This window comes from Mesobacillus sp. ABV4_180 (assembly GCF_056158485.1).
The window spans coordinates 4236993-4253445 of record NZ_JBSWTJ010000001.1; the positions used below are offsets into that span (position 1 = coordinate 4236993).

General features: G+C 42.2%; 22 protein-coding genes. 13 read left to right on the top strand and 9 right to left on the bottom strand.

Annotation, left to right across the window (positions count from 1 at the left end; genetic code table 11):
- Positions 1–36: 36 nt before the first annotated feature.
- Entirely contained in the window at positions 37–564 is a 528-nt protein-coding gene (locus ACXAEA_RS21520) for a YceI family protein (RefSeq protein WP_475097885.1), read from the bottom strand.
- Between the two features lie 275 nt (positions 565–839).
- Between ACXAEA_RS21520 and ACXAEA_RS21525 the strand changes: the two genes are divergently transcribed.
- On the top strand, positions 840–1490 hold the full coding sequence (locus ACXAEA_RS21525; protein ID WP_475097886.1) for a YdeI/OmpD-associated family protein: 651 nt from the start codon (positions 840–842) through the stop codon (positions 1488–1490).
- A gap of 24 nt (positions 1491–1514) precedes the next feature.
- Entirely contained in the window at positions 1515–1970 is a 456-nt protein-coding gene (locus ACXAEA_RS21530) for a GNAT family N-acetyltransferase (RefSeq protein ID WP_475097887.1), read from the top strand.
- A 39-nt stretch (positions 1971–2009) separates the two neighbouring features.
- Here the strand turns inward: ACXAEA_RS21530 and ACXAEA_RS21535 are convergent, their stop codons facing one another.
- A complete protein-coding gene (locus ACXAEA_RS21535) occupies positions 2010–2933 on the bottom strand; it encodes a GNAT family N-acetyltransferase (protein WP_475097888.1) in 924 nt (307 codons plus the stop codon).
- Between the two features lie 535 nt (positions 2934–3468).
- Entirely contained in the window at positions 3469–3984 is a 516-nt protein-coding gene (locus tag ACXAEA_RS21540) for a DoxX family membrane protein (protein WP_475097889.1), read from the bottom strand.
- A gap of 224 nt (positions 3985–4208) precedes the next feature.
- Here ACXAEA_RS21540 and ACXAEA_RS21545 point away from each other — a divergent pair, with 224 nt between their 5' ends.
- The 6 genes from ACXAEA_RS21545 (at position 4209) to ACXAEA_RS21570 (ending at position 7148) form a co-directional block, all read left to right on the top strand.
- On the top strand, positions 4209–4580 hold the full coding sequence (locus tag ACXAEA_RS21545; protein WP_475097890.1) for a VOC family protein: 372 nt from the start codon (positions 4209–4211) through the stop codon (positions 4578–4580).
- Positions 4581–4604: 24 nt separating this feature from the next.
- Positions 4605–5027: a DUF1801 domain-containing protein gene (locus tag ACXAEA_RS21550; protein ID WP_475097891.1), complete on the top strand. Its 423-nt coding sequence runs from the start codon at positions 4605–4607 to the stop codon at positions 5025–5027.
- Between the two features lie 12 nt (positions 5028–5039).
- A complete protein-coding gene (locus tag ACXAEA_RS21555) occupies positions 5040–5504 on the top strand; it encodes an SRPBCC family protein (protein WP_475097892.1) in 465 nt (154 codons plus the stop codon).
- Positions 5505–5613: 109 nt separating this feature from the next.
- Positions 5614–6018 carry a nuclear transport factor 2 family protein gene (locus ACXAEA_RS21560; RefSeq protein WP_475097893.1) on the top strand — a complete coding sequence of 135 codons (405 nt, stop codon included), beginning with the start codon at positions 5614–5616 and terminating at the stop codon, positions 6016–6018.
- Between the two features lie 119 nt (positions 6019–6137).
- On the top strand, positions 6138–6293 hold the full coding sequence (locus ACXAEA_RS21565; RefSeq protein ID WP_475097894.1) for a hypothetical protein: 156 nt from the start codon (positions 6138–6140) through the stop codon (positions 6291–6293).
- 126 nt (positions 6294–6419) lie between these two features.
- Positions 6420–7148 (top strand): ZIP family metal transporter, encoded by a 729-nt coding sequence (locus ACXAEA_RS21570; RefSeq protein WP_475097895.1) that lies wholly within the window; start codon positions 6420–6422, stop codon positions 7146–7148.
- Between the two features lie 79 nt (positions 7149–7227).
- Here ACXAEA_RS21570 and ACXAEA_RS21575 read toward each other — a convergent pair whose 3' ends face one another.
- From ACXAEA_RS21575 to ACXAEA_RS21590, 4 genes are all read right to left on the bottom strand, one after another.
- Entirely contained in the window at positions 7228–7620 is a 393-nt protein-coding gene (locus ACXAEA_RS21575; protein WP_475097896.1) for a fasciclin domain-containing protein, read from the bottom strand.
- A gap of 618 nt (positions 7621–8238) precedes the next feature.
- A complete protein-coding gene (gene putP, locus ACXAEA_RS21580; RefSeq protein WP_475097897.1) occupies positions 8239–9708 on the bottom strand; it encodes a sodium/proline symporter PutP in 1470 nt (489 codons plus the stop codon).
- Between the two features lie 357 nt (positions 9709–10065).
- Positions 10066–10410 carry a rhodanese-like domain-containing protein gene (locus tag ACXAEA_RS21585; RefSeq protein ID WP_475097898.1) on the bottom strand — a complete coding sequence of 115 codons (345 nt, stop codon included), beginning with the start codon at positions 10408–10410 and terminating at the stop codon, positions 10066–10068.
- A complete protein-coding gene (locus ACXAEA_RS21590) occupies positions 10407–11042 on the bottom strand; it encodes a hypothetical protein (protein ID WP_475097899.1) in 636 nt (211 codons plus the stop codon). The genes ACXAEA_RS21585 and ACXAEA_RS21590 overlap by 4 nt, the downstream gene beginning before the upstream one ends.
- 103 nt (positions 11043–11145) lie before the next feature.
- Between ACXAEA_RS21590 and ACXAEA_RS21595 the strand changes: the two genes are divergently transcribed.
- The 4 genes from ACXAEA_RS21595 to ACXAEA_RS21610 all read left to right on the top strand — a co-directional run bounded on the left by ACXAEA_RS21595 (position 11146) and on the right by ACXAEA_RS21610 (position 13847).
- Positions 11146–11673, top strand: a complete 528-nt coding sequence (locus tag ACXAEA_RS21595; RefSeq protein ID WP_475097900.1) for a GNAT family N-acetyltransferase — start codon at positions 11146–11148, stop codon at positions 11671–11673.
- Between the two features lie 67 nt (positions 11674–11740).
- Positions 11741–12328, top strand: a complete 588-nt coding sequence (locus ACXAEA_RS21600) for a hypothetical protein (protein ID WP_475097901.1) — start codon at positions 11741–11743, stop codon at positions 12326–12328.
- Positions 12325–12885: a hypothetical protein gene (locus tag ACXAEA_RS21605; RefSeq protein WP_475097902.1), complete on the top strand. Its 561-nt coding sequence runs from the start codon at positions 12325–12327 to the stop codon at positions 12883–12885. Before ACXAEA_RS21600 ends, ACXAEA_RS21605 begins: the two co-directional genes overlap by 4 nt.
- A gap of 164 nt (positions 12886–13049) precedes the next feature.
- Complete coding sequence (locus ACXAEA_RS21610; protein ID WP_475097903.1) at positions 13050–13847, top strand: N-acetylmuramoyl-L-alanine amidase; 798 nt, start codon at positions 13050–13052, stop codon at positions 13845–13847.
- A 50-nt stretch (positions 13848–13897) separates the two neighbouring features.
- Here the strand turns inward: ACXAEA_RS21610 and ACXAEA_RS21615 are convergent, their stop codons facing one another.
- Positions 13898–14788, bottom strand: a complete 891-nt coding sequence (locus tag ACXAEA_RS21615) for a LysR family transcriptional regulator (protein ID WP_475097904.1) — start codon at positions 14786–14788, stop codon at positions 13898–13900.
- 110 nt (positions 14789–14898) lie between these two features.
- Here ACXAEA_RS21615 and ACXAEA_RS21620 point away from each other — a divergent pair, with 110 nt between their 5' ends.
- Positions 14899–15519, top strand: coding sequence for a class I SAM-dependent methyltransferase (locus tag ACXAEA_RS21620; protein ID WP_475097905.1), 621 nt, complete (start codon positions 14899–14901; stop codon positions 15517–15519).
- A gap of 80 nt (positions 15520–15599) precedes the next feature.
- On the opposite strand, the gene ACXAEA_RS21625 is transcribed toward ACXAEA_RS21620, so the two are convergent.
- Positions 15600–16430 carry a TetR/AcrR family transcriptional regulator gene (locus tag ACXAEA_RS21625; protein WP_475097906.1) on the bottom strand — a complete coding sequence of 277 codons (831 nt, stop codon included), beginning with the start codon at positions 16428–16430 and terminating at the stop codon, positions 15600–15602.
- Between the last annotated feature and the right edge of the window lie 23 nt (positions 16431–16453).

Genomic DNA, 16453 nt, shown 5'->3' on the forward strand with positions numbered 1-16453 from the left:
GAGTCAATTCATGTGCGAATTGGACTCCTTTGACCTTTATGCTGCTGGATTCACTTCTAGTTCAACTTTGATTTTTACCTCTTTTCCTACTAGAACGCCGCCTGTTTCTAGTGCTGCATTCCATGTAAGCCCGAATTCTTCGCGGTTGATCTTTGCTTCTGCTTCGAAGCCGTAAACTTCAACACCCCATGGGTTTGTTCCTTTGCCGCCGAATTCAACGTCGAATGTTACTGGCTTTGTTACACCCTTGATCGTTAAGTCACCTGCTACTTTATAGTCATCGCCGTCTCTTGTGATAACAGTAGATTTGAAATCGATTGTTGGATTGCTTTCCGCATCGAAGAAATCCGCTGATTTCAAGTGGTTGTCGCGATCGTCATTGCGTGTGTTGATGCTTGCTACGTCAATTTTGAATGAGATTGAAGCTGTTGTTAGATCTGTTAAGTCTGCTGCTTCAACCTCTGCTGTATAAGAATCAAACTGTCCTTTTACCTTTGATACCATCATGTGTTTCACTTCAAATCCTACTGCTGAGTGCGCCTGGTCTACTGCAAATTTAGCCATTCTAAAATCCCTCCAAATTGTTTTTGTTTTTTTATCTCGAATTCGAGATAAACATCTAAAAAATTTTAAAAATCTAATATTTACCTCGAATTAATTTATCTTTAATTCAAGATAAATTTATCATGGAAACAAACTGACTGTCAACTGTGTTTTTGATTTTTTTTACAAAAACATACAACTGCTTATATTATTTATATATGCCGCCTATGTTGATATGCATCCTGCCAATTTATATACTTTATAATAAAGATACCCAAACCATAAAGGAGTATATGATGACAATCATAAATAAATTGAATCTGACTAAGTACAAGAATCTGGCTGTCCTCAACCAGCCAAGCGATTATGATTTGTTCAATGGTTATAAAACGGAAATTTCCGGCGACCATGATGCCATTTTCATCTTTATCGAAACGATTGATGAAATGGCAGAACATGTTCAGAGCATCATTAAAAAGCAACCATTACAGGAAAAAGGTTATTTATTTTTTGCCTATCCGAAAAAAGGCAACAAGCGGTATGAAACTTATGTTCATAGAGATGAGATCTTCCCGGCGATGAAGGTGGGCGAAGATGGATATGTAGAAAATAGCGATATCAAATTTTCGAGAATGGTCAGTATGGATGACGTTTTTACTGTCGTGGGATTAAAGCGGGAAAAGAAGCCAGCACAAAAGTCATCAGCGGCAAGCCAGTGTGTGGCTGATTACGAGGACAACGTCCAGGATGTTGAGAAATTACTAACTGATCATCCAAATGAGCAACAATTTTATAAAGAACTGACCCCAGGCTACCAAAAAGATTGGGCTCGTTACATATTCTCTGCCAAGCAGCAAAAAACGCGCGAAAAACGCCAGGAACAAATGGTCGAGATTTTATCACAAGGGTATAAATCAATCGATTTATTCCGCCAGAAAAAGAAATAGTTTCAATCTCCGGGGGGTTTTTTTATGAAAATTAAAGTCGATGATCTAACAGGTTCTGAAGTGGTTTCATTAATCGGGGAACATTTGCACGGGATGACGCTTCACTCCCCTCCCGAAAGCATTCATGCGCTGGGGCTTGATAAGTTAAAGAAACCGGAGATTTCCTTCTGGACAGCCTGGGAAGGTGAGCAGCTCATGGGCTGCGGTGCAATGAAGGAGCTTGATTCCCAGCATGGTGAGCTCAAATCGATGAGGACGGCCTCTGCCCATCTCCGAAAAGGAGTTGCACAGGCCATGCTCGAGCACATCATCAAGGAAGCCAGGGAGCGCGGCTATTCAAGACTAAGCCTGGAAACCGGTTCAATGGAGGCATTCGTCCCTGCAAGGAAGCTTTATGAAAAATACGGCTTTGAATACTGCCCGCCATTTGGGGATTATGTGGAAGACGATAATAGTGTGTTTATGACGATGAAATTATAAGAATAGGACGGCTTAGGAAGCCGTCCTATATTGTATTAACTATTTCAATTCAAAATAATCCATCGTGGATGTTTCCACAAATCCGCATGACTTATAAAGGTTGAGCGCGTTGGAATTTTCGGCCGCTACCTGCAGCATGATTTCCTTTGCGTTTGCTTCTTTCAGCTTCTCGACCGCCATGAGGAGTAGTGCTCTTCCATATCCCTTGCGCCGGTACTCCGGCAGGACTCCAAGACCGAAGATGGCACCAAGCTTGGAAGTCAGCTGGAGATTCACTTTTCCAATGATCTGTCCGTCTTTTTCAACAAGGTAAGAGGTCATCCCCCGCTTTTCCTCTTCTTCAGGGAGAATCATCTCCTCGGTTTCTGCCTCAATGTCTTCAAAGTCATTTTCATTGTATTCGTCGTTAAAATAAATCGCATTCTGACGGGCGATTTCCCTGGCATCCCCATTGGTTGCTTTTCTGAAGGTGATTCCAGACGATAGATCTTGAGTTAGGACTTGATCATCCTTTTTCAAGAACATCTCATACTCTGAATGCTTGTACCCTGCACCAATTCCAGCGATGAATTTCTGGCCAGATTCCGAGCTGCGGTCACTTAACAGCAGCATGCTGCCAGAATTCCTACGCTTCCATTCCTGCTGAACCAGCTCAAATAATTTAGTGAACACACCCTGACGCCTGTAATCCGGATCCACCACGCCATTGATTTCCCACGGGCCGCCAAAACTGCAAACACCAATATAGCCAATCAACTTCTCCCCATCGAAATACAAAAACTCATTTATGTCTTGAACACCCTTGCTGCCGTCATTGTTAACCCCAAGCTTGTAATCAAGCTCCAGTTTAAGAGCCGTGCCATCGTGTTGAATGCAGCGCTCCTGAAGTTGGCTGATCATTTCATAGTCATCAGCATCAATATTCCCCTTAAGCTTAATCCATGGATTCTGAATGGTTTTCACTGAATCCACCCCCCATTTTTAAAAATTCACACTAATTCGATTATAATTCAACCTGTTCATGTTGAATATGAAATAATTATCCGTTTACCAATCACAATTTTTCTTAATCAAACGTTTGATTAAGAAACATGGGGACGGTTCTCGCGTTCTGGTATTAGGCTAATTCTAGACCTTAAATTAGATGGATACACATATATCCCCAAAAGAAAGACTCTATATGCCCGAAACCAGGTGGCAAACCCAATAAAGGGAACATAGAAAGACTCTATATGCCCGAAACCAGTTGGCAAACTCAATAATGGGAACATAGAAAGACTCTATAAGCCAAAAACCAGTCGGCAAACCCAATAAAGGGAACATAGAAAGACTCTATATGCCCGAAACCAGTTGGCAAACCTAATAAAGATAACATAGAAAGACTTTAGGGTAGCAAACCCCAATAAGGTAATATAAGAAGACTCTATACCCGAAACAAAAATAGCCGCCGAGAAATTTCCCGGCAGCCAATTTATTTTAAAGGGGGATGTAACTAAGGTTAAGCTGCGCTGCGGACGCCTTCTTCACCGCGTTTCAAAACAGTTTTGCGGATGAATGGCACTACCCAGCGGTCTAAGCCGTACTTGCCTGCGTTGAAGCCAGCAGCCAGGATGATGAAGCCGAAGAAGATGTCAGTTGGGTTGTGAGATACTGTTCCGGCAAGGAAGAAACTGAAGTTCATCACAAGGCCGAAGAACATTGCAGCAGTTGTCAGTGTACCAAGGATCAAACCAAGTCCGACAAGGAATTCACCAAGCGGAACGATGAAGTTGAACAGTTCGACGTTCGGTAGTGCAAAGCTTTCCAGGAAGCTCACGTACCAGCCGTATACCATGTTTCCATCTGGACCCTTAACTGGATTCGCTACAGCATTTTTCAAATAGCCGGAAGCATCGAATCCTTCCCCAGTCAATTTGCCCCATCCGGCAGTCATCCAGTTATATCCTAGCCAAACCCTAATGACAGTCAACAGGCCAGCAGCAATGTTATTTTCTCTTAACCACTTTGCAAACATTTTCCTCACTCCATTAAGTTATTTAGTATTATTACACTTATAAGATATCAAATATATCTCGAAAATAGGGGTTTTTGTGAATCAATTCACAATTCTGTTGAAATGTTTTGAACGAATTATGACAAGGGTTTTTTTATGTGCTTCATTGTAAATTTTAGAATGCTTGTCTATACTAAATTTAGATTAATATCAGAATTTTCATTCTATAAAAGGTGGTAGAAAACATGAAACTTGGTGCATTTTCTGTAAGCTTAACGGTAAAAGACCTTGCAGCTTCAAAAGCTTTTTACGAAAATCTTGGATTTAAAGACCTGGGTGGGGACATTACACAAAATTGGCTGATCATGAAGAATGAGAATTGCATTATCGGACTGTTCCAGGGGATGTTTGAAAAGAATATCCTTACCTTCAATCCAGGCTGGAACCAAAATGCCGAAAATCTGGAAAGTTTTACGGATGTTCGCGAACTTCAAAAGCAACTGAAAGAACACGGTGTAAAGTTCCTGGCTGAGGCAAATGAATCAGGAGAAGGGCCAGCCCATTTCATGATTGAAGATCCTGACGGCAATCAGATTCTTGTAGACCAACATAGATAAAAAAAGAATAGGAGAATCCTTGAGATGTACGAACTGAAAACAAAGGAAAATGACAATAGTGTCATTGAGTTCATTGAAGCTGTCGACAATCCGAAAAAGCGTGAGGATGCGTACAGGCTATTGGACATTTTTACAGAAACGACTGGATATCCAGCGAAGATGTGGGGACCGAGCATCATCGGATTTGGATCCTACCATTATAAGTACGAAACCGGCCACGAAGGCGATGCGCCGCTCGTTGGCTTCTCACCCCGGAAAGCGAAAATCAGCTTGTATTTTGCCACCGGCGACACCGAAAGAGAAGCGCTATTAAAGGATTTTGGCAAGCATACTTCTGGAAAAGCTTGTGTGTACATTAATAAAATCGCAGATATTGATGTAGATGTTTTAAAAGCATTAATCAATCAGTCTGTGGCCTTTTTACAAGATAGATATCCCGCTAAGTAAGGAGAATATAAATTGGAACCTATCACAATACCAGACTTATCAGCAAGGCCGCTCGGCTTTACGGTTGAACGCTTAATGGAGTCCCCGCCTCACGTCCTTTACCAAGCGTGGACCGAAAAGTTCGATGAATGGTTTGCGGCACCTGGAACACTGATTATGAAGGCAGAGGTCAATTCCGTCTTTTTCTTCGAGACCGTTTTTAAAGCTGCGGAAGATACCGTGGAGCAGCGTCACCCCCATTACGGAAGATTCCTTCGTTTAATGCCGGATCGCCTGATTGAATTCACCTGGCTGACTGGTGCAAGCGGAACAAAAGGTGCGGAAACAGTGGTGACAATCGAACTTGAACCCAAACAGAGCGGGACCCTTTTGAGCCTGACACACAATGGATTCCCGGATGAAGAATCCAAGAGCCGGCACGATTCAGCCTGGGAAATGATTCTCAAGTATCTTGATGAAAAAATGACGAGTAAATAATCTGCGGGATTGGCTGCCATTTATTTTGGCAGCTTTTGTTTTTTCAGAGGGAAAGTGGACTCTGTTCACGAATTTACTTATATTCCCAAACGAATGCGAGGCTTAACCTATGGTAAAACTTAAAAATTCGATAAAAGAATTCACACGGATGCACGACACTTTTCTCGACGACTGGAATAACGCAATGACCTCAGGCGACACTTCAGCTTTGGACCGAATGACGGATGACTATTATGTTGCCTTTTTCAAAGGTACCCATAACCAGCCGATGATTTTCTCCAAACAAGACGCCATTGATGGCATGAAGCAGTCTGTCATGCACTTCCTCGGGTGCCAGAAAAGATTTGAAAACAGAGTGATCCGCTTCGGGAATAATGAAAATGCCGTAGTCTTTTATGAACAGCTCATCGTGAAAAATGAAGAGATTTTAGCGAGCCTGTTCACGATTGAAAACTGGAAGCTTATTGATGGAAAGTGGAAGATTGTCAGGGAGACGGAAGAGGCGATTCATTAAGAAACACGGGGACGGTTCTCGTGTTCCAGAATGGAATAGGAGAACCGCCCCTATGTTACAAGTGCTATAAAAAAGGGAATAGGTTAAAAGAAAAGGATAGTTGAAATTGGAGGGAGATCATGGATAAGACTAGAAAAAAACTGCTCATGGCCTCATTGCTTTCAGCCGGAGCGGCTTTGCTGACAGCATCCTATCGTAAGCTTCAGAGGGAAACAATTCGATATATTGAGATTTCCGATAAAAGAACAGCAAGAAATCAGATTAAAGACGTATAAATAGCTCGCCATCATAGGCGAGCTATTTTGGTTATTGTGAAACGTGAGAACCGTCCCCATGATAATAATCTCCCTTTAGATGGGAAATTATATTACCAATGAAATTTCACCGAAAGGAGAGTACATATGTGGATTGCGGCCATGTGGGGCGCGATTTCTGGTTCGGCGGTTTTGCTCGGTTCTCTGGCTGCTATGATGTTTACGATCCCGAAAAAGGTAATTGGCTTTATCATGGCTTTCGGGACAGGCGTCCTCATTGGCGCCGCTTCCTATGAGCTTGTTGGCGAAGCGGTCCATAAAGGCGGGATTCTTGCGACCAGCATCGGTTTTTTGTCAGGTGCCTCCCTTTTCACGCTGTTGGATTTAATGGTTTCCAAAAAAGGCGCTTCCGACCGGAAACGTTCTGGCAAGCCGGTTGAGTCGAATGCCGGGATTGCGATTTTCATAGGGACGATCATCGATGCGATTCCAGAATCCATCATGATTGGCGCCAGCCTTCTGGAGCAAAAAACGGTCAGCTTTCTTTTAGTAGTCGCCATTTTTGTCAGCAACATCCCGGAAGGTCTCTCCAGCACGGCTGGATTGCGGAAAAATGGCTATTCCAGGCTGAAGATTTTCATCATGTGGTTTTCCGTTCTAGCTATTGCCACCGTATCCTCCTGGGCGGGTTACTTTTTCCTGAAAGACGCCTCAGGTGCATTAATGGCAGGAATCTCAGCCTTCGCTGGCGGCGGGATCATTGCCATGATCGCATCCACAATGATGCCAGAAGCCTTCGAAGACAGCGGCCCCGTCACCGGCCTGATCACCGCGCTTGGATTGTTGGCTTCATTGATTTTGAATCATTTTGCTTAGGGCTTTTTTATAAGCCGAGTATCCTCGAAAAAACCAAAAAAATGACGGTTCCCGCTTTTAAAGCAGGAACCGTCGTATTTTATTTCGGCAGCAATACTTGGTCAATCACATGGATGACACCATTTGAGGCTGCAACATCCGGAGTAACCACATTTGCTTCATTTACCTGGACTGGGTCAAGAGAAATGGTCACATCCTTCTTCGCCAGTGTTTGCGCCTTCATTCCTTCCTTCAGGTCGCTTGATAATACCTTACCTGGAAGAACATGATACAGAAGGATATCCTTTAAATCTTGTCTTGCCAGTAGTTGATCTGCTGTAATCCCTAAGTCCTTCAGCAATTTGTTGAACGCTTCATCCGTCGGTGCGAAAACGGTGAATGGTCCCTCCCCCTTCAAAGTCTCCACCAAACCGGCTTTTTCCAGAGCAGCAGCAAGAATCTTAAAGTTCCCTGCCGCGACCGCAGTGTCCACAATGTCCTTTTTATTTCATGAATTATTCGCAGCTAAACCTGGAGTTGCCAATGACATGACCATCATGATCATGATTAACACCAAAGTCATTCTTTTCTTCATTGAAATCTCTCCTTTTATCATTTTACAAAAGGTAGTATTCTTCACTTATACATTTTCATCCAAGATTCTTATGATGAAATGCACATCTTACTTTTGGAATATGAATCTTTTTATGTGACCCGTTTTCGGGTTTCCTCTCCAGTCCGGGCACATATCTCACTTTTATGTGACCCGTTTACGGTTTCCCTCCCCAGTCCGGGCACATATCTCACTTTTATGTGACCGGTTTTCGGGTTTCCTCTCCAGACCGGGCATATCTCGCTTTTATGTGACCGGTTTTCGGGTTTCCTCTCCAGTCCGGACACATATCTCGTTTTTATGTGACCGGTTTTCGGGTTTCCTCTCCGGACCGGGCACATATCCCGCTTTTATGTGACCGGCTTCTGATTACTTCTTCACTTCTGGAACACCCCCCCTTTTCTGCGCCGTTAATCGTTATCCCTTCTCTACCTCGGGCACAGAATCCAATTGAAACAAAAAAAGCCGCTGAAAATTCATTCAGCAGCCTCACCATTTTTACTCAGACATAATGTTTTCCATTTCCTTAAACTCCTCTTTTACAGCTTTGCCTGGTCCTGCTGTGATTTTACTTACCACAAGAACCGCGATCAAGCTGAAAAAGAATCCAGGGATCATTTCATACATGAACTCTGAAAGTCCATCGATGCTGATCCAGATGATGACGGTCAGCGCACCGACAATGATGCCGGCAAGTGCGCCCCATCGGTTCATTTGCTTCCAGTACAGGCTCAGGAGCATGACTGGTCCGAATGCGGCACCGAATCCAGCCCAGGCGTTACCGACCAATGAAAGGATTGTGTCGCTCGGTGTGTAAGAAAGCGCGATGCCGACTAATGCGACAAGCAGGACAGCGGAACGTCCGACGAATACCAATTCTTTGTCACTTGCTTCGCGGCGGAAGAACGCTTTGTAAAAGTCCTCTGTCAACGCACTTGATGTGACAAGCAGCTGGGAAGAAATCGTACTCATGATTGCTGCTAAAATCGCGGCAAGCAGGAATCCCGTGATATAAGGGTTGAACAGGATGTTCGCGAACATGATGAACACCGTTTCTGGATTTTCAAGCGCCACATTGTTCACATCTACATAAGCAATCCCAACCAAACCGACTGCCAAAGCACCGATAATGGAAATGATCATCCAGCCCATCGCAATTCTGCGAGCAGGTTTTAACTCTTCAACAGAATTGATCGCCATAAAGCGGACGATGATATGCGGCTGGCCAAAATAACCAAGCCCCCATGCCAAAAGTGACATGATGCCGATAAAAGTAGTCCCTTTAAACAGATCCATCATGGTAGGATCGATTTTACTTACCGTATCCATTACGTTTGCAGTGCCTCCAAGATCTGTGAAGGCAACAACCGGCACCAGAATCAGCGCAATGAACATGATGACCCCCTGTGCAAAGTCCGTCAAACTTACGGCAAGGAAGCCGCCGAATAGCGTATAGACAACAACTACACCGGCAGTAAGGAACAAGCCCCAGCGATAATCAAGCCCAAATGCAGACTCGAACAAAGTTCCGCCTGAAACGAGACCCGCTGACGTGTACAGCGTAAAGAACACGATAATGACGATTGCTGATACGGAACGAAGAATTTTTGTTCCGTCCGAAAAGCGGTTTTCAAGGAAATCGGGGATTGTGATTGAATCATTTGCTAGCTCCGTATACGTTCTGAGTCTTGGAGCCAGGATGAGGTAGTTCAAATAAGCACCGATGGATAATCCAATTGCCAGCCATGCACTCGAGATACCCGTTGTGTACATCGCGCCAGGCAATCCCATCAGCATCCAGCCGCTCATATCAGACGCACCGGCAGACAGCGCCGTCACCGACGGTCCAAGCCCGCGCCCGCCTAGCATGTAATCTGATAGATCAGATGTTTTGCGGTATGCATACAATCCGATGAGGATCATTGCGATAAAATAAACTGCTAAAGATATAAATACTTCAAAAGTCACCAAATCTCTCCTTTTCGTTTTCCCTAAACGAAATAAGTAACATAGTGGTATTGAAAACAGGCTTCAAAAATCCAGCCGGACCACAAAGAAAAATTCATATGTTAATTATGCCGTCCAAGTTTTTCCTGCCCTCATGAGGCTTACGGTTATCTAACCTAACAAACATCCTGCATTGTTTCAAGGATGTTACACGATATGACGAGCAGGCAAAACCCGCGTCCTGACCAGCATGTCAGGAATGAAATCGATTTCAAAATTATTCAAAGTAATTATATTAGCAATTTTCAGTTATTAATATTTCCGCTTTTAAAACACAAAAAGGAGCGGTCACATCCCCACTCCTCCAAATCCATTTCCCTATTCCCTTTTCGTTTCCAAATAACTTTTCCACGCCGTAATCCCGCCGTCCAAAACGACCACATCATATTGCTTTTCTGCCAGGATGTTTGCGCACTTTGTCGCAGAGTTCCCTGTCGTGCAGGTAACAATCAATTCCTTCCCTTCAGGCAAAGCGTCGATTGAGGCGTCCTTGTCCTCCGCCAAATCAAAGATGTTATTCTTCGGGATGTTCAGGCTATGTACATTCGTTCCTTCTATATGAAAACCCTGGTACTTCTCTTCCGCTCTAACATCTAAAAGCACCACTTCCTCCTGCTTCAACTTCTCATATAGCTCTTTCGGAGAAATTTTCTTTACTGTCAATTCAACCTGCCCCTTTCAGATACTGTTTTGATTACCTTTTCCACTCTCTTCATCTGTGCTGCAGACAAAGACTGTTTCCTTTCCTCTAAAACCTTGATGAACTCCTCTGAATTCGTTTCATCGATGCAAACCATCGCTCGTTCGGAGTGCTGCGGGACTTCTTTTGGCCGGCAATGCTTCAAATGGTTGATGATGATCGGAAAGATCTCATGTTCATAATCCGTGTTGGCTTTGCACATTTTTGCAAAAACACTGATGCTATTGTCCACGGTAATCACACTGCCAATTTCATATGCTTTTTTTACAAGAGCCAACTTTGGAAAAATCACATCCGCACTCAATTCAGCCACCGTTCCAAGTGCAATCATGCTTCCCCAGGCTAGCCGATTATTTTTCGATAAAAGATTTGACACGAATACATCTGCATATTCCGAAATCAGTTCAGGTTTTCTATATCCTATTTCATACAGAACCTTGATGCAGTCATTGGCGACCGTCTTATCTTTTCCATTCAGACCCTCAACAATTTCTGCGATTCCCTTGCGATCCTCTTTCTCGCAAAGTTCAATGGCCAGCTCTATATTCGGTTCTTCATCCCTGCGCCCTAGCTTGCAAGCTAATTTCTCAAGCATCCCCAAAAACCCTCCCGCTAAAATTTATCACAAAAGAAACTTGCTAACCGTTTGAAAACTCAACTATAATTCTATCAAACAAAATATCGGAAGGAGTGAAAAAGTGAGCATTCATTACGAAATAATCCAAGAAGAAAATATCACTTCCATTAAGGATTTGGTCAATGAACTGATGGCCTATCAAAAGTCTTTGGCCACGATTGCTCCTGAGCGTTTTGACAGCATGAGCTTTGAAACGAGGATGGTTCCTTCTGTTGAAAAAGCAAAAGCGAATTTTATCCTGTCCGCAATGGATGGAGAAGAAATGGTCGGTTATGTCTACAGCAACATCTCTCCAAAAGAAGTCTATTCCAATGAATTCGCCACCTTTTTCGATCTAGATTCAGTCAAAGGCGATGATGTCGGCTGCCTGTCGCAGTTTTACATCAAAGAAGGTTACCGCAGTCTCGGATTCGGCTCTGTTTTGTTCGAAAAATCAATGGAATGGCTGGATGCATTCCCTGAAATCGAGGACCGTTTTATCTATGTATCAAACGGCAACGATGCTGCACTGAAATTTTACGAGAGCAAGGGCTTTAAAGTTAGTCACAAGATTCTGGATGGGTTTATTACGGTACTTAGGAATACATAATACAAAACGCTCAAGGCATAGTGATGCTTTGGGTGTTTTGTATTTTGGGGGCATTTTTAAAGAGAGAATGAATGTCCAACAACAGTCCATACTAACATTGGCAGACTTGCCTTTCTTCGATAGCCAATTACAGCAATACGATAAGTATTTAGCTTTTGGAGGGTTTTATCTGAAAGTCATTACATTTTTCATTGTCTTAATTCTATCCATCTTTCTTCTTGTCACATTGCCATTATTGAAAAAATGGTTCGTAAAGATCGAAATATTTTTGTTATTCCTATTCACTTCCTACTTTAGTCAAAATATGTTTTATACGATTTCTTCACCATATGTCCGTATTTCTGTCGTGACAGAACATTTTCCTTTTTGGACTGTACGCCTTCAATACGGTGCGGTTTTTGCCATTACACTAATGTGGGTCATGGCTCTTTATCGTTCGAACACAGCACTCATCGTAAAATTAATCGGGACTTTTTCATGGATTCTATTCGGCATATGTGTTGAAAAGGCATTTTTACAGATTGGTGTCCTTCGTTCCGACAGTATTAGCTGGTATCCTTCATTGGATATGTTCTTTGAAATGCTGGTTATTTTACTCACTTTATATTTTATGAATGTTCTTTCTGGAATTCTAAGAAAGGAAAGGATTATATGAATTATTATTTTATTAAGGCCTATGAAATTTTAAAGCCCATTTCACCAAAAAAAATTGATGAAAATGAATGGTTTACAATTGGCATTACGTTATTGGTGCTTATTGTTTACTTTTACTTGCATAAAAAGGATTCAGTTTTTCTAGTTACAGAATTCATCGGGATTCTTTTGTTTAATCTCCTTTACACAACCGTTGGTGATTATTTTCTGGCCATGCCGCCTTATGACTTTTATGATACGGTTGACCATAACAGTGGTGAGCTCATGGATTTGCTGCTTCAAAATATTGTTTATCCCTTTTCCTTATTAATCATCATGTATTTTTACGCGAAACATAAACCGAATTCTTTGATTTATATATTTATCGGAACAGCCATTCTGTCCGTTCTAGAGTGGGTCTCAGTTGAATTTTTCCATCTATTCACTTATAAAAATTGGAATCTGTGGTACTCTTCTTTCTTCTATTTACTTGTAATGATCATGAATATAGCCTACTATCATTTGTTTCATAACTATGTTCAAAAACAAATCGCCCATAATATCAATAAAGATTTTTAGAAAGACACATGAAGCAGTCCAATTCAATGGAGAATCGGGCTGCTTCTTTGCTTGTCTATTGTTTTTAATTAAGATTTTTCAGTTCAACAGGACATGCACCCTTACCGATACTTTCTTCCTACATACCTTATAGAGAATGCGATTTTATTAAAGGAGGAGATTCAATGAAACTTTATTTAGATGCCGGCCACGGCGGCTTGGATCCTGGAGCCCAGGGCAATGGCCTGATGGAGAAGGATTTGACTTTGGATATCGCGCTGAAAATACGCAATATTCTTCTGGACAATTATGTAAATATTGAGGTGAAAATGAGCCGGACGAGTGATACCACGAAAAGCTTGAAACAGCGGACCGATGAAGCAAATGCATGGGGCGCGGATTTTTACATGGCGATCCACATCAATGCTTTCAATGGCACCGCAAAAGGCTATGAAGACTACATCCACAGCAGCCTCTCTGAAAACTCCACAACCGCAAAATACCGCGACATCATCCACGCAGAAGTAGTGAAACTGAACCAGCTTACGAACCGGGGCAAGAAAAAAGCAGACTTCCACGTACTCCGCGAATCGGCCATGGACGCCATGCTTTCTGAAAATGGCTTTATCGACAATGCCCAGGATGCTGCCCTGATGAAGCAGGCCTCCTGGCGGCAAAACGTTGCACAGGGCCATGCGAATGGGATTGCAAAAGCCTTCAGCCTCACGCCAAAACCAAAGGTTGAAGAACGCGGGTCGCTGTACAAAGTCATTGCCGGTTCGTTCAGACAAAAGGCAAATGCGGACCAGCGAGTGGCTTTCCTGCGTTCTAAAGGAATTGAAAGCTTTATTGTGACCACAGCCATCTCAGGCGGAACATGGTACCGAATCCAGGCCGGAGCCTTCACAAGCCGCGAAAACGCCGAGACAAGAGTAGCCCGGATCAAACGCCTTGGCATTGACGCTTTTATTGATGTGGACTGAATAGCCAAAAATAAAAACGCTCAACCCGAGCGTTTTTTACTTACCCAAAACTATTTTTTCACTTGGTTCCTAAAGGCATCAATCAATGTCATTGCAGCTGGTGATAGATTCTTTTCCGAATCCAAACTTACCAAAGCTATTTCCCGAAATAAAGGCGGAAGATCATGTGGCTGCAGTTTCACTAGCCTTTTGGATTCTAATAATTCTGCCACCATTGTTTCTGTCAAAAGTGTGATCCCATTTTTGGAAAGGACTAAATCCATCGCTGTAGCTGGAGGCAGCTCTAAATAGTCTATACCAGGGTGAATCAATGATTTTTGCCATTGCTTGCTTTCTTCACTCCAGTCGACAACTATATATGGATTGCTTTTCTTTATGACCTCAACAAAGCTAAGTGTTCCTTCAGATAATGAAGCAGCTGGATGAGAAGGGTGAGCAACTAAAATAAGCGGCTCTTTTATAGTGAAAATACTTTTTATGTCTATATTAAAAAAAGGCATGGTCAATAATCCAATTTTCACAAATCCGTCGTATAGCATTTCAATAATCTGCTGGTTATGTCCTGTATGTATTTCTAGATTGATTTCTGGATAGGTCCTGTTTAGATAAGCAATGACTGAACTGAATGTACCAGAGGTGAATGTTGGGAGCGTTCCAATGGTAACATGACCTAATTCCCCCCCCTGTATGAGATGTGCCCTTTCAATCCCCTTCGTTAAGATTTCAAGAGCCTGTCTTGCATATGGCAAGAAGCCCTTCCCCACCTCTGTAAGTTCTACCCTTTTACCAACCCGGTGAAATAGGCTTCCCCCAACCTCCTTTTCCAGCCCCTGGATCCTAATACTGATGGTTGGCTGAGATAGGTTCAGGTTCCTGGCAGCTTTACTGAAACTGCCCAATCTTACAACATGATCAAATGCCTCTAATTGATTAATATCCAAGAAAATATCCTCTCTTCTTCTATAAAAAATCTTAATACTAACTATAATCAATATTACCTTGTTTAATAATTTGGCTGAACTATAATTTTATTATCAGGGGAGGAATGAACGTGATTCTTAGAAAAATCAAAGATTTTGTTGACTCTCAGTATCAGTCACCGAAGGGATTACTAGGATTATATTTTGGAGAAAAGATGGTTTTGCAGCATCGGCCAGAAACAATATGGACAATCAGTTTAATGGAATTAAAAACAGAGGAAAGAGTTTTAGAGCTCGGATGCGGAGCAGGATTTGCCATGAAACTTCTCCTTGCACAACCCAATGTTCAACAAGTCGTTGGATTGGACCGCTCCAAATCAATTCTCCGTTCAGCAAAAATAAGGAATAGACGTGCCATTCGCAATGGTGAGGCTCAATTATTACAGGGAGACGTAAGGAATATCCCCTTGGACGACGAAATGTTCACTAAGATATTCAGCATCCATTCTGTTTACTTTTGGGACATGTCTTCTGAAACCATTTCTGAGATTTATAGAGTATTGAAGCCAAAAGGTTCCGTAACCATCACCCTTTGCAATGGCAAGGATGGAGAAACATGGAGTGGAGTACAAAGCATGCTGGAACACCAGCTGCTCCCGCTCATGACCCAGATTGGTTTTAAAGACGTAAAAATAGTAAAAGGACCAAATTCAAGAGAATACCATACTGTTGCGGTGATTGGCGAAAAGTAATTTCATTTAAAAAGGTATACATAAACATTTAGCACGGAAACGTTTATGTATACCTTTTTCATTGTGTTGCAGGAATTCGCTTAAAAACCAAAATAATGGTTAAGCAAATAGGACAGCCACTTAGAATAAGGATGATTCCGGATGTTTTCCAGCAGCCCTTTCACAATCGCACGGCTGAGTGTTGGTTCGATCAACTGCTGTTTTATCAAAATCAATGATTCCTTTTCGATGGACTCTTCCATCTCTTCTATTTTTTCTTCGATCATCACAAGAAGCTGTTCCTTCGTCACTTCTTCATTGATTGGCTTTTTTAACATTTGGGCAATATCCGGTGAAATGAACGGCACTGTTGCGTGTTTTGCAATCAGGTTCGTTTTTTCGACTAGCGACTGTGACAGTAATTTTAAATCAAAAGGAAGATCATAGAATAAGAACAAGTGTGAATAGGTGTTCATAAAGGCCTTGATACTGTATATCAAATCATATTTTATGTGATTGACCTCGTCACTGTACAACCGTTCCAGCATCGCTAAAATCAAATCCTCTAATAACATGTCATAATATCTCATTTTCAACATGAGTTCTTCATTCAAGGTATGGGCCTGTTCTTTTATTAAAATTTTTGCGAAATCAGAGTGTTTTTGGAAAGAATCATAGATCGCATAATAGAAATCATATAAAAGCTGATCATCTGCTGAATTTTTGACTATGCGGTCAATATCCGTAATCAACTGCATCATGAAATGATCAATCAAGGCGATAATCAGTTCGTCCTTTGACTTGAACGACAAGTAGAAAGCACCCTTTGAAATTCCGCAATGCTCTGTGATCTGCTGGATCGAAGTTGCTTCAAAACCCTTCTCCGCAAACAATTCCAATGCACTTTCCATGATTAATTGTTTTTTCATCATTTACTTTTATCGCTCCTATATTA

Coding starts and splice junctions, on each gene's coding strand:
- ACXAEA_RS21520 (WP_475097885.1), bottom strand. CDS start 564: ATGGCTAAATTTGCAGTAGACCAGGCGCACTCAGCAGTAGGATTTGAA.
- ACXAEA_RS21525 (WP_475097886.1), top strand. CDS start 840: ATGACAATCATAAATAAATTGAATCTGACTAAGTACAAGAATCTGGCT.
- ACXAEA_RS21530 (WP_475097887.1), top strand. CDS start 1,515: ATGAAAATTAAAGTCGATGATCTAACAGGTTCTGAAGTGGTTTCATTA.
- ACXAEA_RS21540 (WP_475097889.1), bottom strand. CDS start 3,984: ATGTTTGCAAAGTGGTTAAGAGAAAATAACATTGCTGCTGGCCTGTTG.
- ACXAEA_RS21545 (WP_475097890.1), top strand. CDS start 4,209: ATGAAACTTGGTGCATTTTCTGTAAGCTTAACGGTAAAAGACCTTGCA.
- ACXAEA_RS21550 (WP_475097891.1), top strand. CDS start 4,605: ATGTACGAACTGAAAACAAAGGAAAATGACAATAGTGTCATTGAGTTC.
- ACXAEA_RS21560 (WP_475097893.1), top strand. CDS start 5,614: ATGGTAAAACTTAAAAATTCGATAAAAGAATTCACACGGATGCACGAC.
- ACXAEA_RS21565 (WP_475097894.1), top strand. CDS start 6,138: ATGGATAAGACTAGAAAAAAACTGCTCATGGCCTCATTGCTTTCAGCC.
- ACXAEA_RS21570 (WP_475097895.1), top strand. CDS start 6,420: ATGTGGATTGCGGCCATGTGGGGCGCGATTTCTGGTTCGGCGGTTTTG.
- ACXAEA_RS21590 (WP_475097899.1), bottom strand. CDS start 11,042: ATGCTTGAGAAATTAGCTTGCAAGCTAGGGCGCAGGGATGAAGAACCG.
- ACXAEA_RS21600 (WP_475097901.1), top strand. CDS start 11,741: ATGAATGTCCAACAACAGTCCATACTAACATTGGCAGACTTGCCTTTC.
- ACXAEA_RS21605 (WP_475097902.1), top strand. CDS start 12,325: ATGAATTATTATTTTATTAAGGCCTATGAAATTTTAAAGCCCATTTCA.
- ACXAEA_RS21610 (WP_475097903.1), top strand. CDS start 13,050: ATGAAACTTTATTTAGATGCCGGCCACGGCGGCTTGGATCCTGGAGCC.
- ACXAEA_RS21625 (WP_475097906.1), bottom strand. CDS start 16,430: ATGATGAAAAAACAATTAATCATGGAAAGTGCATTGGAATTGTTTGCG.